19 protein-coding genes are annotated in these 22,208 nt (G+C 68.5%); 6 read left to right on the forward strand and 13 right to left on the reverse strand.

From position 1 onward, the window contains the following. Window positions 1–13: 13 nt before the first annotated feature. The 4 genes from ACK5F2_RS05670 to ACK5F2_RS05685 form a co-directional block, all read right to left on the reverse strand. Entirely contained in the window at window positions 14–250 is a 237-nt protein-coding gene (locus ACK5F2_RS05670) for a hypothetical protein (RefSeq protein WP_409863394.1), read from the reverse strand. Further along, window positions 247–438, reverse strand: coding sequence for a hypothetical protein (locus tag ACK5F2_RS05675; protein WP_409863396.1), 192 nt, complete (start codon window positions 436–438; stop codon window positions 247–249). Before ACK5F2_RS05675 ends, ACK5F2_RS05670 begins: the two co-directional genes overlap by 4 nt. A gap of 116 nt (window positions 439–554) precedes the next feature. Continuing rightward, window positions 555–1,454 carry an amidohydrolase family protein gene (locus ACK5F2_RS05680; RefSeq protein WP_409863397.1) on the reverse strand — a complete coding sequence of 300 codons (900 nt, stop codon included), beginning with the start codon at window positions 1,452–1,454 and terminating at the stop codon, window positions 555–557. After that, window positions 1,454–2,326 (reverse strand): transposase, encoded by an 873-nt coding sequence (locus ACK5F2_RS05685; protein ID WP_409863398.1) that lies wholly within the window; start codon window positions 2,324–2,326, stop codon window positions 1,454–1,456. Before ACK5F2_RS05685 ends, ACK5F2_RS05680 begins: the two co-directional genes overlap by 1 nt. 123 nt (window positions 2,327–2,449) lie before the next feature. On the opposite strand from ACK5F2_RS05685, the gene ACK5F2_RS05690 reads away from it, so the two are divergent. Next, window positions 2,450–3,367, forward strand: a complete 918-nt coding sequence (locus ACK5F2_RS05690; protein ID WP_409863399.1) for a DUF808 domain-containing protein — start codon at window positions 2,450–2,452, stop codon at window positions 3,365–3,367. On the opposite strand, the gene ACK5F2_RS05695 is transcribed toward ACK5F2_RS05690, so the two are convergent. Then, window positions 3,355–4,242 (reverse strand): ion transporter, encoded by an 888-nt coding sequence (locus tag ACK5F2_RS05695; protein WP_409863400.1) that lies wholly within the window; start codon window positions 4,240–4,242, stop codon window positions 3,355–3,357. The two genes, ACK5F2_RS05690 and ACK5F2_RS05695, sit on opposite strands and share 13 nt — an antisense overlap. A 47-nt stretch (window positions 4,243–4,289) precedes the next feature. On the opposite strand from ACK5F2_RS05695, the gene ACK5F2_RS05700 reads away from it, so the two are divergent. From ACK5F2_RS05700 to ACK5F2_RS05715, 4 genes are all read left to right on the forward strand, one after another. Further along, window positions 4,290–4,529 (forward strand): hypothetical protein, encoded by a 240-nt coding sequence (locus ACK5F2_RS05700; protein ID WP_409863401.1) that lies wholly within the window; start codon window positions 4,290–4,292, stop codon window positions 4,527–4,529. A gap of 23 nt (window positions 4,530–4,552) precedes the next feature. Then, window positions 4,553–5,191, forward strand: coding sequence for a UPF0149 family protein (locus ACK5F2_RS05705; protein WP_409863403.1), 639 nt, complete (start codon window positions 4,553–4,555; stop codon window positions 5,189–5,191). A gap of 17 nt (window positions 5,192–5,208) precedes the next feature. Further along, complete coding sequence (locus tag ACK5F2_RS05710; RefSeq protein WP_409863405.1) at window positions 5,209–6,735, forward strand: M48 family metalloprotease; 1,527 nt, start codon at window positions 5,209–5,211, stop codon at window positions 6,733–6,735. A gap of 67 nt (window positions 6,736–6,802) precedes the next feature. Beyond that, window positions 6,803–7,084: a hypothetical protein gene (locus ACK5F2_RS05715; RefSeq protein ID WP_409863406.1), complete on the forward strand. Its 282-nt coding sequence runs from the start codon at window positions 6,803–6,805 to the stop codon at window positions 7,082–7,084. Window positions 7,085–7,090: 6 nt separating this feature from the next. Here ACK5F2_RS05715 and uvrA read toward each other — a convergent pair whose 3' ends face one another. Then, a complete protein-coding gene (uvrA, locus tag ACK5F2_RS05720) occupies window positions 7,091–12,847 on the reverse strand; it encodes an excinuclease ABC subunit UvrA (RefSeq protein ID WP_409863407.1) in 5,757 nt (1,918 codons plus the stop codon). Window positions 12,848–13,162: 315 nt separating this feature from the next. On the opposite strand from uvrA, the gene ACK5F2_RS05725 reads away from it, so the two are divergent. Then, window positions 13,163–13,681, forward strand: a complete 519-nt coding sequence (locus ACK5F2_RS05725; protein WP_409863408.1) for a response regulator — start codon at window positions 13,163–13,165, stop codon at window positions 13,679–13,681. Between the two features lie 17 nt (window positions 13,682–13,698). On the opposite strand, the gene ACK5F2_RS05730 is transcribed toward ACK5F2_RS05725, so the two are convergent. The 7 genes from ACK5F2_RS05730 to ACK5F2_RS05760 all read right to left on the reverse strand — a co-directional run bounded on the left by ACK5F2_RS05730 (window position 13,699) and on the right by ACK5F2_RS05760 (window position 21,890). After that, window positions 13,699–14,544, reverse strand: coding sequence for an alpha/beta fold hydrolase (locus tag ACK5F2_RS05730; RefSeq protein WP_409863410.1), 846 nt, complete (start codon window positions 14,542–14,544; stop codon window positions 13,699–13,701). Between the two features lie 87 nt (window positions 14,545–14,631). Continuing rightward, window positions 14,632–16,779, reverse strand: coding sequence for a D-(-)-3-hydroxybutyrate oligomer hydrolase (locus tag ACK5F2_RS05735; RefSeq protein ID WP_409863411.1), 2,148 nt, complete (start codon window positions 16,777–16,779; stop codon window positions 14,632–14,634). Window positions 16,780–16,843: 64 nt separating this feature from the next. Next, window positions 16,844–17,908 (reverse strand): branched-chain amino acid ABC transporter permease, encoded by a 1,065-nt coding sequence (locus ACK5F2_RS05740; protein WP_409863419.1) that lies wholly within the window; start codon window positions 17,906–17,908, stop codon window positions 16,844–16,846. 17 nt (window positions 17,909–17,925) lie between these two features. Further along, complete coding sequence (locus ACK5F2_RS05745) at window positions 17,926–18,972, reverse strand: branched-chain amino acid ABC transporter permease (protein ID WP_409863412.1); 1,047 nt, start codon at window positions 18,970–18,972, stop codon at window positions 17,926–17,928. A gap of 31 nt (window positions 18,973–19,003) precedes the next feature. Continuing rightward, entirely contained in the window at window positions 19,004–19,756 is a 753-nt protein-coding gene (locus ACK5F2_RS05750) for an ABC transporter ATP-binding protein (RefSeq protein ID WP_409863413.1), read from the reverse strand. Beyond that, complete coding sequence (locus ACK5F2_RS05755) at window positions 19,753–20,508, reverse strand: ABC transporter ATP-binding protein (protein WP_409863415.1); 756 nt, start codon at window positions 20,506–20,508, stop codon at window positions 19,753–19,755. Before ACK5F2_RS05755 ends, ACK5F2_RS05750 begins: the two co-directional genes overlap by 4 nt. Before the next feature lie 155 nt (window positions 20,509–20,663). Continuing rightward, a complete protein-coding gene (locus ACK5F2_RS05760; protein WP_409863417.1) occupies window positions 20,664–21,890 on the reverse strand; it encodes a substrate-binding domain-containing protein in 1,227 nt (408 codons plus the stop codon). Window positions 21,891–22,208 lie beyond the last annotated feature (318 nt).

The raw sequence follows: 22,208 nt of genomic DNA on the forward strand, positions 1-22,208 counted from the left end.
GGATCCAGACTCGTCAATTGGGCCTGCGCAGAATGATCTGCCGCAACTCCTCGAACTCCCGCTCGGTCACCGCCCCTTGGGCCAAGGCCTTCTGCAGATCGATCAACTCCTGACCCTTGGTGATCCGGGTTGCTTCCTGCACCGTGACTTCGGTGCGCGTGCTGCCGCAGCCGACAAGGACTGCGGCGCCGAACAGCGCCAGCGCCAGGACGGCCGCACGCTGCATGGAGGGGCTGGGATGGGTACTCATTGCACCGACTCGATCAGAAGACGTTTCTGTTTCTGGTATTCGCGCTCCGAGAGCGCGCCGCTTTGGTGGGCCTTGTGCAGATCCATCAGCTGCTGACCCACGGTCGCCTCAATCGGAACACGGCGCACCTCGGTGGAAGAGCACCCCAGCAAGGCACAGCTTGCCGCCACTATGATCATCGCCCTCACATCAAGACCCTCCTGTTTGCCCAGGGTAGCGGCAGCGCGATATCGACGTCAAGCCGGCTGGGCAAGCATCGTATTCGGGCGAGCACGGCGCTAGGCTGCCGCGTCGGAGACCGGTGTCAATCCAAGCCGAACAGGGCCGCCCCATTGCCCCAGGCGATCTGCCGGGCCGCCGCGGGCGGCAAGTCCCCCAGCCAAGCGCGGGCCTGCGCCATCAGCGCCTCGTAGTACTGCCAGCGCGCATTGATCCAGGTGTCCGAACCCAGCAGAAAGCGTCCTGGCTGCTCGCTCAGCAAGCTGCGCCAGGCCGGAGTCAGGCGCCCATCCTCCAGCAGGCCGGGTCGATAGGACAGCTCGCCCATCAGGCCTGGATAGCGTGCCAGCAACTCGCGCACGCGCTCAAGGGGCACGCCGCCTATGCCGGTGTGGGCCCAGATCATGCGTGCGGTGGGCGCGTGAGCCATGAGCTTCTCGATCGCCACATCGTCCACATGGGCCAGCACCAGCAGGCCGCGCTCGGCCGCGAGCTGCATCAGCTGCCGAGCCACGGGGCCATCGGCATGCGCACTGTCATAGAGGTGAAACTCGCCCAGGCCGCGATAGGGCCCGGCCGGCGTGCCCCGCGCCAGCTCGTCCAGCACCATTTGGTAGATGCTGGCGTCGGCAAACCAGCCGCTGTAGTCGGCCCGGTTGCGATAGAGGCGCACAAAGGGCACGACCCGGACACCCGCCGCCGCCGTGGCCTCCCGCGCCGCCGCCAGACTCAAGGTGCCGGCATTGGGCCGGCTATTGACCAGCGCCGCCCTCACGCCGCTGCGCTGCAGCCGCGCCAGCACATCCGGCAGGGGATGAGGCTGCTGCGCCTCGTCGTTGTAATGAAGATGCGCATCAAACAGCGGGCCGGCATAGGGCTGGACCGCCACGTCCCTGGCGGGCGGGGCCGCCTGCGCGACACCGGGCGCAAGCAGCAGCGGCGCCGCCAGCAGTGCCGCGGCGGCAAGGCGCAAACACTGACGCATCAGGACACGGGCGAGGCCAACTGCAGGGCGCGCTCGTGCGCGGCAATCAGGCGGCTGACGCGGGAGACCGACAAGCCCAGCTCCTGGGCCAGCGCCGTCATGGAAAGCCCGCCCTCGGTGTGCGCACGGTACAGGGCCTGCTCCCGCGTTGCACTCTCCCGCAACCACTGCCCCCAGGAACGCGCCGGCCGCCGCACGCGCGCGGTGGCCGCCCCATCCAGGCCCAGATGGACCCGCATGCGCCGGGCAAAGTCGGCGTCGCCCAGGAAGATCTGCTGGCGCAGATGAGGCCAGATATCCAGACCCGGCTCGGACGCCAGCAACTGGGCATAGCGCTCGGCAGCACGACGCCGGTCGGCGGCGTTGCGCGGCAGCCGCCCCAGCACATGACCGAACAAGCCCTCCACATCCAGCCAGTCGGGCGCAGACTCCAGGCCTGTGTGCGCGCCCAGGCTGTGCCAGGGCCAGTCCTGGCCTTGCCGCACCAGCCCCAGGCGCTGTGCGCTCAGATCCACATAGCGGCAGACATCGAGCAGGCGCTGATCCCGGTCCACCAGCACCGCCTTGAAGCGCCCGCGGAACAGGGCCCCCTCCTCGCCGCCGCGGCGGTTGTAGCTCTGGGTGTAGACGCCGTTGACATGCCGCATCAGGCGCGACAGATTGGGCCGGCGGGTGTAGAGCAGCAATTGGTAATGATCCTGCGCGAAGCTGTAAGCCAGCAGCTGGGCGTCAAAGCGGTGCATAGCCTGGGCCAGCACCGCCAGCAGTCCGGCGCGGTCTTCGTCGTCATGGAAGATGGCGCCACCTGATCCCGCCAGGGTAGTGACATGGTAGACGGCGCCTGCGAACTCGATGCGTGGGGGTCTGGCCATGGTGCAACTTAGGTCAGGCCCGGCCGATTAGCAAGTCCTGACCCCCCCGAGGCTGGCCAACAAATTGTGGAAGCGCCCTTGGTTTGCGGTACAAGTGCAGCCATTCCAACACGACCTGACACCATGGCCTCCAGCCTGCTCGCCCTGCTCGACGACATCACCACAGTGCTGGACGACGTGGCCCTGCTGTCCAAGCTGGCCGCCAAGAAGACCAGCGGCGTGCTGGGTGACGATCTGGCCCTGAACGCCCAGCAGGTGTCAGGTGTTGCCGCCGAACGCGAGCTGCCGGTGGTCTGGGCGGTGGCCAAGGGCTCGCTGATCAACAAGGCCATCCTGGTGCCGGCAGCCCTGCTGATCAGCGCCTTCGCCCCCTGGGCCGTGACCCCGCTGCTGATGCTGGGTGGCGCTTTCCTGTGCTTCGAGGGCTTCGAGAAGCTGGCGCACAAGTTTCTGCATGACGCGGCTGAGGTCGGGGCCGAGGAGCAGGCTCGGCGCCAGGCCGCCGCCGATCCCCAGGTGGACCTGGTGGCCTTCGAGCGAGACAAGATCCGTGGCGCCGTGCGCACCGACTTCATCCTCTCGGCCGAAATCATCGCCATCACCCTGGGCACGGTGGCCGGGGCCGATTTCACGACCCGGCTGCTGGTGCTCTCGGGCATCGCCCTCTTGATGACCGTGGGCGTCTATGGCCTGGTCGCCGGCATCGTGAAGCTGGATGACGCCGGCCTGGCCCTCAGCCGGCGCCCGGCCACGGCCGGGCTGGGGCGTGCCATCCTGGCCGCCGCGCCCTGGCTGATGAAGTCGCTCTCGGTGGCCGGCACCGCCGCCATGTTCCTGGTGGGCGGTGGCATCCTGACCCACGGCCTGCCCGGCGCCCATGACTTGATCCACCACCTGGTCCAGGCCCTGGGCGTCAGCGGCGGCCTGCAGAGCCTGGTGGAATTGCTGGCCGATGCCCTGACCGGGGTGCTGGCCGGCGCCCTGATCGTGGGCGCGCTCAGCCTGTTCCAGCGCCTGCGCGCAGGCGCTCACTCACGCTGATAGGGCGGCAGTCGGGCGCCGCAGTCGCGGCAGAAGCGCGCCTCGGGCAGATGCCCTTCGCTCAGGCAGGCGTGGCAGCTTCGGGTGGTGGCCGGCCGATCACGGCGCGCCGCCGTCATCTCGGCCGTCACAATGCCGGTGGGCACGGCCAGCACGCCCCAACCCAGCAGCATCATGCAGGAGGCAATCGCCCGCCCGAGATCGGTCTTGGGCGTGATGTCCCCGAAGCCCACCGTGGTCATGGTGGTGATGGCCCAGTAGATGCTGGCCGGGATGCTGGTAAAACCGTTGGCCGGCCCCTCGACCACATACATCACCGTGCCCATGATCACCACCACCATCAGCACCACGGAGATGAAGACCTGGATCTTGCGGGCGCTGGCACGCAGGGCATATGCCAGCATGGCGTACTCCGCCACATAGGCGCTGAGCTTGAGCACCCGGAACACACGCAGCAGGCGCAGCACCCGCACATCCACCAGGGCATAGAGTTCGGGAACCAGCAAGGCCAGATAGGTGGGTAGCACCGCCAGCAGGTCCACCACACCGTAGAAGCTGCGGGCATAGCGCCAGGGGTGGCGCACGCAGGCCAGGCGCAGCAGGTACTCGAGGGTGAAGATCGCCGTGAGCAGATACTCCACCCCATTGAAAAGCTCGCCAAAGCGGGCGTCGATGGCGGCCACGCTCTCCAGCATCACCACCAGCACGCTGAACAGCACCAGGGCGATCAGGCCCAGATCGAAGGCTCGACCGGCGCGGGTATCCGCCTCGAAGATGATGGTGTAGGCCTTGAGCCGCCAGCCCGAGAGCGGACGGCCCAGGCGCTGCGCCTCGGGGCTGGCAGACAAGGGCGGGGTGTCGGTATTCTTGGGCATGGCGCCGCACTGTAGCGGCTGCGCCCGCCATCACCGAGAATCACGCCATGAAGACGCACCAGATCGAGATCCAGAAGTTCAAGGCCGCCTCCAACACCAACAACGGCCTGGTGATGTTCAAGGTGGATGCCCTGGTGAGCCCCAAGCAGCCCCTGGACGGCATCGAGCCCAGCAGCGTGATCAGCCTGACCGAGGCCAATGCCCGGGTGCTGCTGGCCCTGCTCAAGACCCAGATCGCCGAGTTCGACGCCAAGAAGCCCAAGAGCCGCCACGGCCGCCACGGCTGATTTCAACCCCCAATTGCACAGCCATGGAATATCCGCGCTACAACCCCGCCTCCGACAATCTGCCCTTGTCGGACGACGAACTCAATCTGCTGGACGATATGCTCGCGGCCCTGCCCAGCGATGCCGCCCTCAATATCGAAGCCCTGGATGGCTACCTCTCGGCCCTGCTGCTGAGCCCGCGGCCCCTGCCCGAATTGCCGGGCGCGGCCTGGCTGCCCACGGTCTGGGGCGGTGACGGGGCCGATGGCCTGGCCCCCTTCGCCAGCGGCAAGCAGCGCAAGAAGCTCAGCCTGCTGGTCTTGCGTCATCTGCATGGCATCGCCTGCCAGCTGGCTCAGCGGCCGGAAGCCTGGGAGCCCATCTTCAGCGTCGCCGAGCAGGAAGATGGCGCGGAGCTGGTCGATGCGGAGGACTGGTGCACCGGCTTCATGATCGCCGTGGACCAGGACGCCACCGCCTGGGAGCCTATGTTCGAGCGGACCAAGACCGCTGCGGCCCTGGCACCCATCGCCCTGCTGGGCGGCGACGAGTCCCAGCTCAGCCCTGACGAGCGTGCGCGCCTGCAGGATCTGAACTGGCGCGACGCGCTCAGCCGCGAAGTGCCCGAGAGCGTGCTGACGCTGTGGACTCAGCGCCAGGCACCCCAGGGCGGAACCGACTGAGCCAGAGGACGCTGGGCATGATCAAGCCTGTTGCGGCGCGCCCGGTGCGGGCGCTGGGCCTGGCGCTGGCCGTGCTGCTCGCCGGCTGCGGCAGCACCGTGGTCAACCCGGTCAGCGGCCGGGCCGAACGCACGGTCATGAGCCTGAGCCAGGAGCTGGAGCAGGGGCGGCGCGCCCACCAGTCCGTGCTCAAGGAATACGGCGTGCTCCAGAACCCGGCCCTGCAGGCCTATGTGAACACCCTGGGTCAGAAGCTGGCCGCCCAATCTCACCGGGCGGAGCTGGAGTGGCACTTCACGGTGCTGGACAGCCCCGAGGTCAATGCCTTTGCCCTGCCCGGCGGCTATGTCTACGTGACCCGCGGCCTCATGGCCTATATGGAGAGTGAGGCCGATCTGGCCGGGGTCATCGGCCATGAGATCGGCCATGTCACGGCCCGCCACGGCGCCCAGCGCGCCACCCGCCAGCAAAACGCCGGCCTGGGCGTGCTGGCAGCGACCGTGCTGGGTGCGGTGCTGGAGTCGCGGGGCGTGGGCGGCGCCACCGATCTGGCCGGCCAGGTCTCCCAGGGTGTGGCGGCCGGCTATGTGGCGGCCTACAGCCGCGAGCAGGAGCTGCAGGCCGATCAGCTGGGGGCCGAATACCTCTCGCGCAGTCATTACGACCCGAGGCACATGATCGATGTGATCCAGGTGCTCAAGGACCAGGAGCGCTTCGCGGCCGACCAGGCCCGGGCCCAAGGTAGGCCGGCGCCCGGCGGCGGCGGCTGGCTGGCCAGCCACCCCAGCAATGAGGAGCGCCTGCAGCGTATCCGGGATGAGGCGGCCAACCTGGCCGGCAACACCGCCGCCAAGCCGCCGGAGTCGGGGCGCGACGCCTTCCTCAAGGCCATCGAGGGCATGCCCTATGGCGACAGCCCGGCCCAGGGCCTGGTGCGCGGGCGCCAGTTCCTGCACCCGGAGCTGGACATTGCCCTGACGGCGCCCGAGGGCTGGCAGATCCAGAACGGGGCCGAGACCCTGACCCTGATCGCTCCAGGCCGCGACGCCGCCCTGCAGCTGCAGGGCCTGCCGCCACGGGCCGGCAGCTCGCACGAGGCCATCCTGCGCCAATGGGGAGCCGAGCAGGGCCGCACCGAGAGCCGCCGCATCAATGGCCTGGCCGCTACCCAGTTCAGCGGCTGGCGCCGCAACGCCCAGGGACAGCGCAGCATGGCCGAGCTGACCCTGATCACCAGCAGCAAGGGTCAGGTCTATGCCCTGAGTCCGCTGGCCCGTGACGGCCAGGCACTGCAGCAGCAGCGCTTGGCCCTGCGCCAGAGCGTGGAGAGCTTCCGCTCGCTCAGCGCCGAGGACCGCCAGCTGGCCCGCCCCTGGAAGCTTGCGCTCAAGCCCTTCCCCGCCGGTGGTTTTGCCGAGCTGGCCAAGGGCTCGGTACTCAGTGAGGGCCGGCTGCGCCTGCTCAACGGGCGCTACGGCGATGCGCGCACGCCGCCGGCCACCGGTCGCCTAGTCAAGGTGGTGGTGGCGGGCCCCGCCCCTTAACCCCCCAAGAAAGCGTCAACGGGGCGGGGCTTCTGGGCTAGCATGCCATGACATCGCCGCCATCACCATGCCACTGCTCCACACGATTCTCGCCAGCCTGGGTCTGCTGATCTGTCTGGCCCTGGCCCTGCACATGATGCTCGGTCCGGCTCGGCGCCAGCGCCTGGCCAGGCTGGGTGATCGTCTGGTGCAAGCACTGCAGCGGCCCTTTGACAAACGCGAACGCCGCCGCCAGGCCCACCGCGAGGCCCAGGCCGCCATCGAGCGTGCGCGCCGTGGCAGCTCGCGCGAGGGCGAGTGGGACGGCAACGTCTACCGTCCCAAGCAGTTCGACAAGCGCAAGGACTGAGGCTTCTCAGCCCAAGACCTGGCCGCGGCTCAGCACCGGCTTGAGCGCCTGTCCGGTGTGGCTGCCCGAGGCCACCACGGCCTCCGGCGTGCCGGCCACCACCACCGAGCCACCAGCGCTGCCGCCCTCGGGGCCCATGTCGATGACCCAGTCGGCCTCGGCGATCACGTCCAGATCGTGCTCGATCACCACCACCGAGTGGCCGCCGGCCACCAGGCGGTGCAGCACGCGGATCAGCTTCTCCACATCGGCCATGTGCAGGCCCACGGTGGGCTCGTCCAGCACATAGAGTGTGTGCGGCGCCTTCTGGCCGCGTCGCGTGACATCGTCGCGCACCTTGACCAGCTCGGACACCAGCTTGATGCGCTGCGCCTCGCCACCGGATAGCGTGGGGCTGGGCTGGCCCAGGGTGAGGTAGCCCAGGCCCACATCCTTGAGCAGCTGCAGCGGGTGGGCGATATTGGGCATGGAGGCGAAGAACTCCACCGCCTCGTCCACCTCCATGGCCAGCACATCGCCAATGCTTTTTCCCCGCCAGCTCACGCCCAGGGTCTCGGGGTTGAAGCGCTGGCCGTGGCACTGGTCGCAAAGCACCTTCACATCGGGCAGAAAGCTCATCTCGATGGTCTTCATGCCCTGGCCCTCGCAGCCGGGGCAGCGGCCCTCGCCGGTGTTGAAGCTGAAGCGACCCGGTGCATAGCCGCGCGCCTTGGCCTCCAGGGTCTCGGCGAAGAGCTTGCGGATGGCGTCCCAGAAGCCGATATAGGTGGCCGGGCAGCTGCGCGGGGTCTTGCCGATGGGGGTCTGGTCCACCTCCAGCACCCGGTCCACCTGCTGGTGGCCCACGATGCCGGCGCAGCCGCTCCACTGGGCCGGGTCCTTGCGCAGGGGCACGGCCACGGCCATATTGGCCAGCAGCACATCGCGCGCCAGGGTGCTCTTGCCCGAGCCCGAGACCCCGGTGATGGCCACCAGGCGGTGCAGGGGCACGTCCACCGTCACCTGGCGCAGATTGTGCAGATCGGCGGCCAGCACGCTGAGCTTCGGGCCCTCGGCCTCGATGGGGCGGCGCTCCTGCAGCGGGTGCAGCAGGGGCCGGGCCAGGAAGCGGCCGGTGAGCGAGTCGGCATGGGCGGCCAGCTCGGCCGCCGTGCCCTGGGCGATGACCTGGCCGCCGCGCTTGCCGGCGCCGGGGCCGATGTCGATGATGTGGTCGGCACGGCGGATGGTGTCCTCATCATGCTCCACCACCACCAGGGTGTTGCCCTTGTCGCCCAGGGTGGACAGGGCCTTGAGCAGGATCTGGTTGTCGCGCGGATGCAGGCCGATGGTGGGCTCGTCCAGCACATAGCAGACGCCCTGCAGATTGCTGCCCAGCTGGGCCGCCAGGCGGATGCGCTGGGCCTCGCCGCCCGAGAGCGTGGGCGCGGCCCGGTCCAGCGTCAGGTAGCCCAGGCCCACCTCCTCCAGGAACTCCAGCCGGCCGCGGATCTCGCTGAGCACATCGCGCGCGATATCGGCCTCGCGCCCGCTCAGGCGCAGGCCCTCCACCCAGGCGCGAGCCTGGCCCACGCTCCAGGAGGCCACGCTGCTGATGGACTGGTCTTCGAAGCTCACCGAGCGCGCGGCCGGGTTCAGGCGCGCGCCCTGGCAGTCCGGGCAGGGCTGGTCGACCAGGCCCTCGATCTCGGCCTCCTCGGCCGGGAAGCTCTGTTCACGCCCCTTGTTGTCCTTGTCCTGCACCGAATCGTCCAGGGCCTTGCGCTGCTCGCGGGTCAGGGCAAGACCCGTCCCCACGCAGCTGCTGCACCAGCCATGCTTGCTGTTGTAGCTGAACATGCGCGGATCCAGCTCGGGATAGCTGGTGCCGCAGGTCGGGCAGGCGCGCTTGGTGGAGAAGACCTTGATCTGGCCCAGGCCCGCGGTGCTGCGGCCGGCCTTGATGGCATCCTGCAGCCCGTCCAGGGGGGCGAGCAGATGCAGCACGCCCTTGCCATGGTCCAGGGCCTTGGCGAGCAGCTCGCGCAGCTCGGCTTCCTTGTCGGGGCTGATCACCAGATCCCCCACCGGCAGCTCCAGCGTGTGTTCCTTGAAGCGGTCCAGGCGCGGCCAGGGCGCGGTGGGCAGGAACTCTCCGTCCACCCGCAGATGGCTGTGGCCGCGCGCCTTGGCCCATTTGGCCAGGTCGGTGTAGAGGCCCTTGCGGTTGACCACCAGCGGGGCGAGCAGGCCCACATGCTGGCCCTTGTAATCGCGCAGCAGCTGGGCCGCGATGGACTCCACGCTCTGCGGCTTGACCGGCGTGCCGTCGTGCACGCAGTGCTGCACGCCCAGCTTCACATAGAGCAGACGCAGGAAATGCCAGACCTCGGTGGTGGTGGCCACCGTGCTCTTGCGGCCGCCGCGCGAGAGGCGCTGCTCGATGGCCACGGTGGGCGGAATGCCCCAGACCGCGTCCACCTCGGGCCGGCCCGCCGGCTGCACGATGGAGCGGGCATAGGCGTTGAGCGACTCCAGATAGCGGCGCTGGCCCTCGTTGAAGAGGATGTCGAAGGCCAGGGTGCTCTTGCCCGAGCCCGAGACGCCGGTGATGACGTTGAACTTGCCGCGCGGGATGCTCACATCCACCGACTTCAGGTTGTGCTCGCGGGCATTGACGATGCGGATGGCCTCCTCGGCCGCGGCGCGGCGCGCGCGCACCACGCTCTGCAAGGGCCGGCCCTCCTCCACCGCCTGGGCCGGGCGGTCCATGGCGCGGGCGTACTCGCGCAGCGCCGCCGCGGTATGGGAGTGCGGGTGCTCCTTGAGCTCTTCGGGCGTGCCCTGGGCCACCAGCTCGCCGCCGTCCTCGCCGCCCTCGGGCCCCAGGTCGATGACCCAGTCGGACGCGCGGATCACGTCCAGGTTGTGCTCGATCAGGATCAGGGAATGGCCGGCCGCCAGCAGCTTGCGCATGGCGCGCATCAGCTTGGCAATGTCGTCGAAATGCAGGCCGGTGGTGGGCTCATCGAACAGGAAGAGCGTGCCCTTCCTGGCCACGGCCTGGCGGGTCTTGCTGGCGCTGGCCGCGGCCTCGGCCAGGAAGCCGGCCAGCTTCAGGCGCTGGGCCTCGCCGCCGGAGAGCGTGGGCACGGGCTGGCCCAGCTTCACATACTCCAGGCCCACGTCCACGATGGGCTGCAGCTTGGCCACCACCTCGCGGTCCTCGCGGAACAGATGCACGGCCTCGCTCACCGTCAGCTCCAGCACATCGGCCACGCTCAAATCACGCTCGCCGCGGCCCAGCTTGGCGTCCAGCAGCTCGGCGCGGTAGCGGCGGCCGTCGCAGTCGGGGCAGCGCAGGTAGACATCGGAGAGGAACTGCATCTCCACAGGCTCGAAGCCCGAGCCGCCACAGGTGGGGCAGCGGCCATCGCCGGCATTGAAGGAGAAGAAGCCCGCGGTATAGCCGCGCTCCTTGGACAGGGGCAGCTCGGCGAAGAGCTTGCGGATCTCGTCGAAAGCGCCCACATAGCTGGCGGGGTTGGAGCGCGCGGTCTTGCCGATGGGCGACTGGTCCACGAAGACGGCATCGGCCAGATGATCGGCGCCCAGCAGACGATCATGCGCGCCCGGCGCCTCGGTGGCCTGGCCGAAATGGCGGGCCAGGGCGGGATAGAGCACGTCCTGCATCAGGGTGCTCTTGCCCGAGCCCGAGACGCCGGTCACCGCCACCATGCGCTGCAGCGGGAACTCCACGCTGAGATTCTTGAGGTTGTGCTCGCGCGCGCCCTCCAGGATGAGCTTGGGCGTGCTGGCCTCCACCGGACGCTTGAGGCCCATGCCCACATGCTTGCGCGCGCCCAGGTAGGCGCCGGTGAGCGTGTCGGCCGCGCGGATCTGCTCGGGCGTGCCGTCAAAGACGATGGCCCCGCCCTTCTCGCCCGGGCCCGGGCCCATATCGATCAGGCGGTCGGCCGCCAGCATCACGGCCGGGTCATGCTCCACCACCACCAGGGTGTTGCCGGCATCGCGCAGGCGGCGCATGGCCACCACGATGCGGTCCATATCGCGCGGGTGCAGGCCGATGCTGGGCTCGTCCAGCACGAAGAGGGTGTTGACCAGGGAGGTGCCCAGGGCCGTGGTCAGGTTGATGCGCTGCACCTCGCCGCCGCTGAGCGTGCGGCTCTGGCGGTCCAGGGTCAGGTAGCCGATGCCCACGTCGCAGAGGTATTTGAGCCGGTTGCGGATCTCGTCCAGCAGCAGCTTGAGCGCCTCGTCCAGCAGGGTGCTGGGCAGCTGCAGCTCGTCCATGAAGCGGCGCAGCCGGTGCAGGGGCAGCAGCATCATGTCGTGCAGGGACAGGCCCGGCAGGGCCTCCAGCTGCTCACGGCTCCAGTCCACACCGGCCGGCAGCACGCGCTGCTCGGGCACCAGCACCGCATCGGCCAGGGCCTTGGAGCCCACGCGCCAGAGCAGGGCCTCGGTCTTGAGCCGGGCGCCGCGGCAGCTGGGGCATTCGGTGTAGCTGCGGTACTTGGACAAGAGCACGCGGATGTGCATCTGGTAGGCCTTGCTCTCCAGGTAGTCGAAGAAGCGCTTGACCCCGTACCACTGCTTGTTCCAGTTGCCGTTCCAGGCCGGGCTGCCGTTGACCACCCAGTCGCGCTGGGCGGTGGTGAGCTGGTTCCAGGCCGTGTCGCGCGGGATGCCGGCCTCGCCGGCGTACTTCATCAGATCGTCCTGGCATTCCTTCCAGGCCGGGGTCTGCATGGGCTTGATGGCGCCGCCGCGCAGGGTCTTCTTCTCGTCCGGGATCACCAGGCCCAGGTCCACGCCGATCACACGGCCGAAGCCGCGGCAGCTCTCGCAGGCGCCCATGGCGGAGTTGAAGCTGAACAGCGCCGGCTGAGGCTCCTGGTAGCGCAGATCGCTGTCGGGGCAGTGCAGGCCGGTGGAATAGCGCCAGAGCTCGGGCTCGCGGCCTTCCTCGGCAGGCAGCACATAGACATTCAGCCGCCCGCTGCCGCGCTTGAGCGCCAGCTCGATGGCCTCCATGGCGCGCTGCTTGTCGGCGCCCTGGATGCGGAAGCGGTCAGCCACCACATCCAGAACCTTGCGTGCCCCCACGCTTGTCGCTGACGCGGCTGCGCTGCCCCCCGAGGGGGCGCTCGCGGCTTGGGACGGCCCTGCGCCGCTCGGACGCGGTCCGGTCGGCACCAGCACCTCGCGCTCGGCCTGGATGCGCGTGAAGCCGCTGGCCGAGAGCCACTGCTGCACCTGCTCGGCCGTGGTGTTAGCCGGCAGCTCCACCGGGAAAGTGAGTATCAGCCTGGGATCATTTGTGAGCGTTCGTTGCAGCAGCTCGGCGTAAATCGTCTGCGCCGTGTCGTGACGCACGGCCCGGGCGGTCTGCTTGTCGAAGAGCTCGGCGGCGCGGGCGAACAGCAGCTTCAGGTGGTCGTTGAGCTCCGTCATGGTGCCCACGGTGGAGCGGCTGGTGCGCACCGGATTGGTCTGGTCGATGGCGATGGCCGGGGGCACGCCGTCCACCTTGTCCACCGCCGGGCGGTCCATGCGGTCCAGGAACTGCCGCGCATAGGCGCTGAAGGTCTCCACATAGCGGCGCTGGCCCTCGGCATAGAGGGTGTCGAAGACCAGGCTGGACTTGCCCGAGCCGCTGGGCCCGGTGACCACGGTCAGCTCGCCGGTCCTGATATCCAGGTCCAGGTTCTTCAGATTGTGTTGACGCGCGCCGCGGATGCGGATCTGACCTTCTGACATGGCGGTAGGGGCTCGGGAAGCAGGACGCAGCATTCTAGGGAGCGCCCGCGCCAAAGCTGTCAGCAGGCCCAATCGACCCCGACAGACCTTCAGGACGGGGGCCGGACCGGCTGTCAAGCCCCGCCTGTCGGTGGATCAACGGTCGTTGCGCTGAGGCGCCACCGCAGCAACAATGCGCGGCAAGGCTGGATCCCCGGGTGCATGCCCGGGGCCAAGCGGCAAGCAGACCGCATGCGGCCACAGGCAGGTCCCCAATCGCCCCAAGGCAGCTGGGTGGCGGACAGGCCCGCCCAGGGACAAGATCAAGAGGCCCGGATGAGCATCACACTGCAACCCTCGCCCCCTGCCCATGGCTTTTTGGCGGCGGCGGCCGCCACGGATGGTCGGACACCCGCGCAGGCGGATCATGAGAGCGCATCGGGCGCTCCCCCGCTACGGCATGAGAGCCTGCCCTCGGTGCTGCTGGTCGAAGACAACCACATCAACCAGGTGGTGGCCCTGGAGTTCCTGAGCCTCATGGGCGTGCAGACCCGGCTGGCCGAGGATGGCCTGGACGCGCTGCGGCAATGCCAGGAACTGGCGCCCGACCTGGTGCTGATGGACATTCAGATGCCGGGCATGGACGGGCTGGAATGTGCCCGACGGTTGCGCGACTTGCAGCGCGAGGGCCTGCTTCCCGACTTTCCGATCCTGGCCCTCACGGCCCATGCCCTGGATGCCGATGTGCAGGCCAGCCTAGCCGCCGGCATGAACGAGCATCTGACCAAGCCCCTGGATTTTGTTTCCCTGCGCCGCCATCTGAGGCGCTGGCTGACACTGCCTGAGCTGAGCTGAGACTGCTCGCTGGCGCCTCAGGCGGCCTCCAGAAAGCGCTCCACCAGGGCAAACTGCGCCGGCACATTGAGCGCCGGCGCATGGCCGCAGCCCGCGATGGTGGCCACCACGGCGCGCGGACCGCGCTGGCGCATGGCCTCGGCGGTCTCGGCCAGCAGCAGGTCCGAATCCTCACCACGCAGGCACAGCACGGGCAGATCCAGGCTGTCCCAGGCTTCCCAGAGATCGTAGTCGCGCGGATGCTGGGTGAACTGCCGCACCATGGCCGGGTCGTACTGCGGGGTGACGCGGCCATCGGGCAGGCGGCGCACCGAGCTTTCGGTGAGCAGGCGCCACTGCGCATCGCTGAGCCAGCCATAGGGCTTGTAGACCTGGCGGAAATACTGCTCCAGCTCGCTGACGGTGTCGAAGGCCGCGGGCTGGCCGGCATAGCTGCGTATGCGCTCGATCGCGGCTGCGGCCAGCTCGGGGCCGTTGTCATTGAGCACCAGGCGGCGAATACGGCCCCGCAGGCTGGTGGCCGCGGCCAGGGTGCCGATGGCCCCGCCCATGGACGTGCCCACCCAGTGGAACTGCTGCAGACCCAGCTGATCCACCAGGGCGGTGGCCAGCTTCACATAGAAGGCCAGGCAGTACTCGCGGTCGGGGTCCGGGCTCCATTGCGAGAGGCCGCGCCCCAGGGTGTCGGGCGCGATCACGCGGTAGCGGGTGGAGAGGTGACGGGCCAGCTCATCCATATCGCGGGCGGTGCGCGCCAGGCCATGCCAGGCGATCACGGTCTCGGCATGCTCTGACCCCCACTCGACGTAATGGATCTCGCGGCCCTGGCAGCTCAGGTAATGGGAGCTGGGACTAGAAGACATGCTGGGGCTCCTCTTCTTTTGGGTATGCGGTGAGGGGCCGCAGCCGGGCCTGAGGGCAGGCACGGCCGCGGGTTCGGGCTGGGCGCCTCAGTCCGGTACGTTGACGGTGCTGCCGCTGAAGACGATGCGATCGCCCGCGGCGGGGTTGCTGGCAATGGGCGGCACATGGGCCGCGGTGATGGCGGGTGCCGCACCGGCCGTGCCGCCGCGCGGAACGGTGCGCAGCACCTGGCTGGGCGGCAGGGCCGTGCCCTTCTTCAGGTTGTCATACACGGCATCCAGGGCGCGGAACAGATAGAGGTGCAGGGGGATGTAGCGGCTGTCATAGCCCGGCAGCACGGCGGGCAGGCCGATGAAGCCGTCGAAGTGCTGGGCATTGGTGACCTCGATATAGCTGAGCTTGCTGGTCGCGCCCTCGGCCAGCTTGTTCAGGCCGTAATAGGGCCGCGAGGTGTGGTTGACCGGCAGCAGGGCGTCCGAGCGGCCATGCACGATCAGGGCCGGCTTGCCGCGCAGATTGCCGTTGCGTCGGGTCTCATTGATGCCGGTCTGCAGGCGCGCCGCCACGGCATCGGTGCCGGTCAGCAGATTGCGCAGGCACAGGGCGCCGTCGATATTGAAGTCCTGCTTGCCGGTGCTGGGCGAGAGCGAGAGCAGATCGCGCAGCGGCCCGCCCACGCTCAGGTTGTTCACCAGCTGCACGCCGGCGCTGGGCGGCACGCCATTGCCGGTGGCAAACATGCCGGCCAGGGCCGCCGGGGCCAGGTCATTCACCACACCGGCCGCGCTGGTCGAGGCATAGCTGTAGCCGCAGAGGTTGTCCTTGACGCTTGCGCGCGCCAAGCCGTTGGCAAAGGTCACGGTCACGGCCGAGGCGATCTCGAAGGCGGCATGCGAGGCATGTAGCGCGTCGGACTCCGCCTCCCAGCCGTACTTGCGCATCTGCTGCAGGGCGGCCTGGGCCAGATCGGCGGTGGAGGATGAAGCCGCGCCAGGCAACAGGCCCTTGGCCGACAGCGCCGCGCAGCGGTTGGCGGCGAACGACGCCACCACAAAGCCAGCGCCAGGCACCCCGGCCTGGGCCAGGGCGGCGCAGGGCTGGTAGAGATTGGCCAGGCTGGTGTAGTCGTAGAGCGTGCGGGCGCTGAGGCTCACGGTCGTGCCGCCGCGCTGCACCGTCACGCCCGGGCTGGCCGGCAGCTGCACGGCCGGCTCCGAGACGGCCACGCCGCTGATGAGGCCCTTGCTGTCCAGCTCGGCCGCGGCAATGGCCGCACCGCCGCCATTGGAAATGCTGGAGGCAATGGTGAGGATGTCGCCGGCCTTGTAGCGCAGCTTGCGCTTGCCGCTGGCGGCATCGGCCTCGCCATAGTTCTCGTTGAGCACGTAGTAGGCGAACTCCACCGCCTGCAGGGTGTACACGCCCCAGTCCTTCTCCGGGTTGCGGCCGCTGTGGGCATGCTTGAAGGCATAGCGCTTGGGCGTGCTGGCATTGAAGCTGCTGAGCTCAGCGGCCGTCAGCCCGCTCTGGAAGGCGGCGTTCTTGCCGGCAGCCAGAGCACTGCTGCGCGTGCCATCGATCAGGGGCACGGTGTCATTGCCCAGGTCGTGCGGGGCGGCACCCGTACCCTTGTCGGTATAGGCCACGGCGCAGCCGCGCCTGAGCCCCCACTCGCCGGTGGAGATGGCGCCGTAGACGCCGCGCGAGCCCGAGGAGGTGGCGGTGATCAGGCAGGGATTGGCGGGGTCGAAGCTGCTGGGCACCTGCACCATCAGGGTGGCGTTGAGGGTGCCGCTGCCGTCGTCGCTGTAGGCGATGTATTCGGTGCCCGCCACCTTGCCCTCGCCGCTGCCAGCCACGCCGGCTGCGTCCACATTGGGGCCATAAAGAACGCCATAGCCGCCCGCCGTGCTCATGTCCACCAGGGCGCGGTAGTTGTTGTAGATGGCGGCGCGGCGCAGCTCGGCCGCCGTGGGTTTGAGCGGGTCGGCATAGCCGGGCGCCACGGCGCCGGCCAGGCCGGTCTTGCCCAGGCTGGCGGTCAGCAGATCGTCGGTATTGCCGTCGTAGCGGGTGCTCTGGATGCTGCCCAGAAAGCTGGGCTTCTCATTGAGCGCGGGCGGGGGCTCATCATCACCGCCGCAGGCCGACAGCAGGGCCGCGCCGGCGGCCAGGGCCGTCAGCGTCAGGGCAGAGAGTGGCCGACGGCCCGAACGCGAAAGTGCACGCTTCATCTCAAACGCCTTTCTTGGAATCTGGCTTGCAAGCCAAGCCGGCTGCGGGAAGAAGAAGGAACGCTCAAAGGCGGCGCAGCGCGCGCAGGCGCCCGACAATGCCGCTGGGAAAGTGATAGACCGCCAGCACGAAGAGCAGGCCCAGCCAGAGCAGCCAGCGATCGGGCGAGACCAGCTGGGACAGCACGGGAATGCCCTCCACCGCGACCGCGCCCAGCTTCATCAGGTCCTGCAGATAGTTCTGGGCCAGCACGAAGAGCGCGCTGCCCACCACGGCGCCGTAGATGGTGCCCATGCCGCCGATGACGACGATCAGCAGGATGTCCAGCATGATCTCGAAGGACAGCGAGGTGTCCGGCCCGTTGTAGCGCAGCCAGAGCGCCAGCAGGGCACCGGCCACGGTGGCGAAGAGCGCGGCCAGCACATTGGAGAGCGTGCGGTAAACCACGGTGCGATAGCCGATGGCCTCGGCCCGGAAGTCGTTTTCACGGATGGCCTGCAGCACCCGGCCGAAGGGCGAGTTGACGATGCGCAGCATCAGCAGCACCAGGGCCAGAGCCACGACAAAGAGCAGGTAGTAGGAGGCAAAGCGCCCGTCGATACTCGCGCCCAGAAAGGGCTCCTCCAGAAACTCAGTGCCGGGCTGCAGCAGTTCGGGCACCTTGAAGTTCAGCCCGTCCTCGCCGCCGGTGAGCTCGGAGAGCTGGGAGGCCAGGGTCAGGAAGGCCGAGGCCACGGCCAGGGTGATCATGGCAAAGAAGATGGCCTTGACCCGCAGGCTGAAGAGGCCGATCAGCAGGGACAGCAGCAGGGAGACGACAAGCGCCCCGGCAAGACCTGCCCCCACTGCAGCCCAGCCCTCGCCCAGGCGGCTGCTGGCGATGGCGATGCCGTAGGCCCCGATGCCGAAGAACATGGTGTGGGCAAAGCTGACGATGCCGGTATAGCCCAGCAGCAGGTCGTAGCTGGCCACCAGCACGATGAAGATCAGGATCTTGGCCGCCACATTCAGGGCCTTGGTGCCCGGGAAGATGAAGGGCGTGAAGGCCAGGCCCAGCAGCACGGCCAGCAGCAGCAGGCTCAGGACACGGCCGCGCGGCAGGTCGTGCGAGAGCAAGGAAGACAGGATACGCATGCGGCTCTCCTTCAGCGGCTGGTGACCGGATAGAGCCCTTGGGGTCGCCACAGCAGGATGGCGACCATCAGGCCGATATTGGAGAACAGCGCCACCTTGGGCGCCAGAAAGCCGGTGTAGTTGGCCATCAGGCCCACCAGCAGGGCCCCCACAAAGCAGCCCAGGGTGGAGCCCAGGCCGCCGATGATGATGACGATGAAGATCAGGGTGTTGACCTGGGCGCCGATCTGCGGCGTCACGCCCTGCTGGTACAGGCCCCAGAGCACGCCGCCCAGGCCGGCCAGGGCCGAGCCGCCCACGAAGACCGCCACGAAGAGGCGGCGGATGCGGTAGCCCAGGCTCTCCACCATCTCGCGGTCCTGCACGCCGGCGCGTATCAGCAGGCCCAGCTTGGTGCGGTTGAGCAGGAGCAGCAGGCCGGCAAACACGGCCAGACCCACGGCGGCGGCCAGCAGGCGCAGCTTCTCCACCGCCACATCGCCCGGCAGCAGCAGGGCGCCGCGCAGACCTTCCGGCGGCGGCAGTGGCGTGAGCTGGGCGCCCCAGATCACCTTGATCAGCTCCTCGCCGATGATCATGCCGCCCATGGTGATCAGGATCTGCTTGAGGTGCATGCCATAGACCGGCCGCACCAGCACCCGCTCAAAGGCCAGACCCACGCCACCGGCCACCGCCATGCCCACCACGGCCGCCAGGCCCACGGCCAGCAGATTCAGGGCCAGGGAGGGGCTGGCCACCCAGCCACCCATGGCGCCCAGCACCGTGGTGGCCATGAAGGCGCCCAGGGCGATGAAGACGCCGTGGCCAAAGTTCAAGACATCCATCAGGCCGAAGACCAGGGTCAGGCCCGAGGCGATGATGAAGATGATCAGGCCCATGGCCAGGCCGGCCAGGGTCAGGGTGGCCCAGCTGCCGGGGCTGCCGATCAGGGGCAGGGCCAGCCCGGCCAGGCCCGCCAGCAGGGCCAGGGGAATCCAATCGAAGCGCGCCTTGGGCACGGCCGCGGCCTGCTCGGGGTTCGCCGGGCTGGCCGGATTGGCGGAAGGGGCAGTGCTCATGCTGGTGCTCATGCCGGTTCTCTTTGCTTGCTCATTGATGCGCGGCCAGGGACAGGCCCAAGAGGCGCTGCTGCAGTTCCGCGTCGTCCGCCAGCTCGGCCATGGCGCCGCTGTGCACGATGCGGCCGTCGTCCATCACGGCCACCCGGTCGCCCAGGGCCTGGGCCACCATGAAGTTCTGCTCCACCAGGAGCACGGTGGTGCCGCCGCTGCGCTTGAGTTCGCGCAAGGCCTCCACCAGATTGAGCACGATGGCCGGGGCCAGGCCCTTGCTGGGCTCATCGATCAGCAAGAGGCGGCGCGGCTCCACCATGGCGCGCGCAATGGCCAGCATCTGCTTCTGGCCGCCGCTGAGCTTGCCGGCGGGGTAGAGCCAGAACTTCTTGAGCGCGGGAAAGAGCTGGAACAGCCAGTCCAGGCGCTGGGTGTCCATCTGCTCGATCGAGCGCGCACGGCGCGCGGCCAGCAAGAGGTTCTCGCGCACCGTGAGGTCGCCGAAGATGCCCATGTTCTCGGGCACATAGGCGATATCGCAGCGCTGGGTGATCTCGGGCGTGGCCAGGCGGGTGATGGGCTGGTCCTCGAAGCGGATCTCGCCCCGGCTGGCCCGCCACAGGCCCATGATGGTGCGCAGGGTGCTGGTCTTGCCCGCGCCGTTGCGCCCCAGCAGCATGGTCAGCTGGCCGGCGCTCACTTCCAGGTTCACGCCGTGAAGGATGTGATACGCACCCACATGGGTGTGCACGTCCTGCAGGGACAGCAGGCTCTTGGATGTTTCGCTCATGCGGCCTCCGGCATGGCGGTGCCCAGATAGGCCTGCTGCACCACGGGCGAGGCAATCACGGTGGCGGGCTCGCCATCGGCCACCAGCTGGCCCATATGCAGCACGATGATGCGATCGGCCAGCTCGCGCACCACGTCCATCTTGTGCTCCACCAGCAGAATGGTGTGGCGGCCCTCGGCCTTGAGCTCGCGGATCAGGTCCAGCACCACGGGCACCTCGTCCACGCTCATGCCGGCGGTGGGTTCGTCAAACATATAGACCTTGGGCTGCAGGGCAATCAGCATGGCCACCTCCAGCTTGCGCTGATCGCCATGCGGCAGGCTGGCGGCAGGCACGTCCATGCGCGCCGTGAGCCGCACCCGCTCCACCAGAGCGCGGGCCTCGTCCAGCAGCTCGCGGTGATGCAGCCAGACCGAGAGAAAGTCCAGGCCCTGGCCGCGCCGCGCCTGCACCGCCAGGCGCACGTTCTCCAGCACCGAGAGATTGGGGAAAAGCTGGGTGAGCTGGAAGGCCCGCCCCAGACCGCGCCGCGTGCGCTGCGGCGCCGACAGCGGGGTCAGGTCATGCCCGTCCAGCGCCACGGTGCCCGCACTGGCCCGCAGCTGCCCCGAGATCAGGTTGAAGTAGGTGGTCTTGCCCGCGCCATTGGGGCCGACGATGGCCGTCAGCGTGCCCGGATTGAAGGCGCAGGAGACGCGGTCGACGGCCACATGGCCGCCGAAGCGGATGGTGAGATCACGGGTTTCGAGCATGAGAAACAACTCAGCGAAGTGGCACGGCCCGAGGCGTCGCGAGCGGGCACAGGACTAGGCGGACGGAGCGCAGGAACCGGAACGACCTTGCTGGTCGTGAGGATTCCGAGCACCGCCCAACGACGGCCTGTGCCCGCGCAGTAGCCGAGCGAAGTTCAGCGCTTGTTGCGCACTGGCACTTGCATTTCCTCGGGCTTGATCTCGCGCACCAGCTCGGGCACACCCCAGGGGAACGCCGGATCCACCTTGATCTTGAAGTGATACATGGACTGCATGGCCTGATGATCCTCGGGGCGGAAAGTCATCCGGCCCTTGGGCGTCTCGAAGCTCATGCCCTCCATGGTCTTGATCAGCTTGTTGGTGCTGGTCTCGCCACCCGTCTTCTTGAGCGCCTCCACCACGGCGATGGCGGCCGTCATGCCGCCCGCGGTGAAGAAGTCCGGCGGGCTCTTGAACTGCTTGTAGTGGTTGGCCACAAGCCATTCATTGGCCGGGTTCTTGGGAATGCCGAAGTAGTAGTACGTGGCCCCCTCCATGCCGGGGAAGGCCTTGTAGTTGGCCATGGCCGGCAGGATGTTGCCGCCGGTGGCGATCTCGATGCCGTAGCGCTTGAGGTCCAGATCGGCAATCTTGAAGGGATTGCCCGCGCCGGCCCAGATGATGAAGATCACCTTGCGGCCCGGCTGGTCCTTGAGCTTGTCGATCAGGCGCTGGGCGCCGGCGGTGAAGTCGGTGGTGGTGGTGGGCAGGTATTCCTCGTGAACGATCTTGGCCTTCTTGACCGCGTCCTTGAAGGCCTTCACGCCGTCGCGGCCAAAGGCATAGTCCTGCGCCAGGGTGGCGATGGTGACGCCCGGCTTGTCCAGGGCCACCGCATTGGCAATCGCGTCCTGCGAGGAATTGCGGCCGGTGCGGAAGATGTACTTGTTCCACTTGTCGCCGGTGATGGAGTCGGCCACCGCCGGCTCCACCAGCAGGATCTTCTTGTACTCCTCGGCCACCGGCAGCAGGGCCAGGGCCACGCCCGAGGAGGTGGGGCCCACGGCCAGATCGACCTTGTCGTCCCCATAGGCAGCGGCCAGCAGGCTCTTGCCCACATCGGGCTTGCCCTGGTCGTCCTTCTCGATCACCACGATCTTCTTGCCAGCCACCGTCATGGTCCCGCCGGTGGCGTAGTCCAGGCCCATCATGAAGCCGGTCTGGGTCTGCTTGCCATAGGCTTCCAGCGGACCGGTCTTGCTGTAGACATGGGCGATGCGGATGTCCTTGCCCTGGGCCAGGGCCAGGCCCGGCAGGCCAATGGCACCCAGGGTGGCGGCTGCTGCTGCGGCGGCTGCGGCCGTGGTGGCCAGCAAGGTGCGGCGGCTCGTCTTCGTCCTCATGATGGCTGTCTCCTGTTGGCGGGCGCCTCGAAGCGGGCGCGCTCTGCAGCAGCAGTAGATTGCAAGGGCCATGCCCAAAGCCGCCTTGCTGGTGAATACCCTGGGTTTCGCCCTGCGGCAGCCGCCAGACAGCGGGCCCAGGCCCCGCGGGGCCGCGCCCTGCCGCCAGCCGCCCTGCCCGCAAAACGGACATTGCCTGAATTTCAGACAGCCAAGCCGGACGGAGTGTCCAAATCCTGAACATCCAGAGGCAGGGCTTGGGCCGCGCCTCCCTCAGGCCTCAAGCAGCTCCGGCCAGCGCGTCAGGCGCTCGTAAAG

Origin of the sequence: Roseateles sp. (assembly GCF_046300915.1) — a bacterium.
In the GTDB taxonomy this organism is placed as follows: Bacteria; Pseudomonadota; Gammaproteobacteria; order Burkholderiales; family Burkholderiaceae_C; genus Kinneretia.

What these genes read in the sequence shown, in the direction of transcription:
- ACK5F2_RS05710 (WP_409863405.1), top strand. Translation starts at nt 5,209, where the DNA reads ATGATCAAGCCTGTTGCGGCGCGCCCGGTGCGGGCGCTGGGCCTGGCG.
- ACK5F2_RS05725 (WP_409863408.1), top strand. Translation starts at nt 13,163, where the DNA reads ATGAGCATCACACTGCAACCCTCGCCCCCTGCCCATGGCTTTTTGGCG.
- ACK5F2_RS05670 (WP_409863394.1), bottom strand. Translation starts at nt 250, where the DNA reads ATGAGTACCCATCCCAGCCCCTCCATGCAGCGTGCGGCCGTCCTGGCG.
- ACK5F2_RS05730 (WP_409863410.1), bottom strand. Translation starts at nt 14,544, where the DNA reads ATGTCTTCTAGTCCCAGCTCCCATTACCTGAGCTGCCAGGGCCGCGAG.
- ACK5F2_RS05735 (WP_409863411.1), bottom strand. Translation starts at nt 16,779, where the DNA reads ATGAAGCGTGCACTTTCGCGTTCGGGCCGTCGGCCACTCTCTGCCCTG.
- ACK5F2_RS05755 (WP_409863415.1), bottom strand. Translation starts at nt 20,508, where the DNA reads ATGCTCGAAACCCGTGATCTCACCATCCGCTTCGGCGGCCATGTGGCC.
- ACK5F2_RS05695 (WP_409863400.1), bottom strand. Translation starts at nt 4,242, where the DNA reads ATGCCCAAGAATACCGACACCCCGCCCTTGTCTGCCAGCCCCGAGGCG.
- ACK5F2_RS05680 (WP_409863397.1), bottom strand. Translation starts at nt 1,454, where the DNA reads ATGCGTCAGTGTTTGCGCCTTGCCGCCGCGGCACTGCTGGCGGCGCCG.
- ACK5F2_RS05690 (WP_409863399.1), top strand. Translation starts at nt 2,450, where the DNA reads ATGGCCTCCAGCCTGCTCGCCCTGCTCGACGACATCACCACAGTGCTG.
- ACK5F2_RS05750 (WP_409863413.1), bottom strand. Translation starts at nt 19,756, where the DNA reads ATGAGCGAAACATCCAAGAGCCTGCTGTCCCTGCAGGACGTGCACACC.
- ACK5F2_RS05685 (WP_409863398.1), bottom strand. Translation starts at nt 2,326, where the DNA reads ATGGCCAGACCCCCACGCATCGAGTTCGCAGGCGCCGTCTACCATGTC.
- ACK5F2_RS05760 (WP_409863417.1), bottom strand. Translation starts at nt 21,890, where the DNA reads ATGAGGACGAAGACGAGCCGCCGCACCTTGCTGGCCACCACGGCCGCA.
- ACK5F2_RS05705 (WP_409863403.1), top strand. Translation starts at nt 4,553, where the DNA reads ATGGAATATCCGCGCTACAACCCCGCCTCCGACAATCTGCCCTTGTCG.
- uvrA (WP_409863407.1), bottom strand. Translation starts at nt 12,847, where the DNA reads ATGTCAGAAGGTCAGATCCGCATCCGCGGCGCGCGTCAACACAATCTG.
- ACK5F2_RS05700 (WP_409863401.1), top strand. Translation starts at nt 4,290, where the DNA reads ATGAAGACGCACCAGATCGAGATCCAGAAGTTCAAGGCCGCCTCCAAC.
- ACK5F2_RS05745 (WP_409863412.1), bottom strand. Translation starts at nt 18,972, where the DNA reads ATGAGCACTGCCCCTTCCGCCAATCCGGCCAGCCCGGCGAACCCCGAG.
- ACK5F2_RS05715 (WP_409863406.1), top strand. Translation starts at nt 6,803, where the DNA reads ATGCCACTGCTCCACACGATTCTCGCCAGCCTGGGTCTGCTGATCTGT.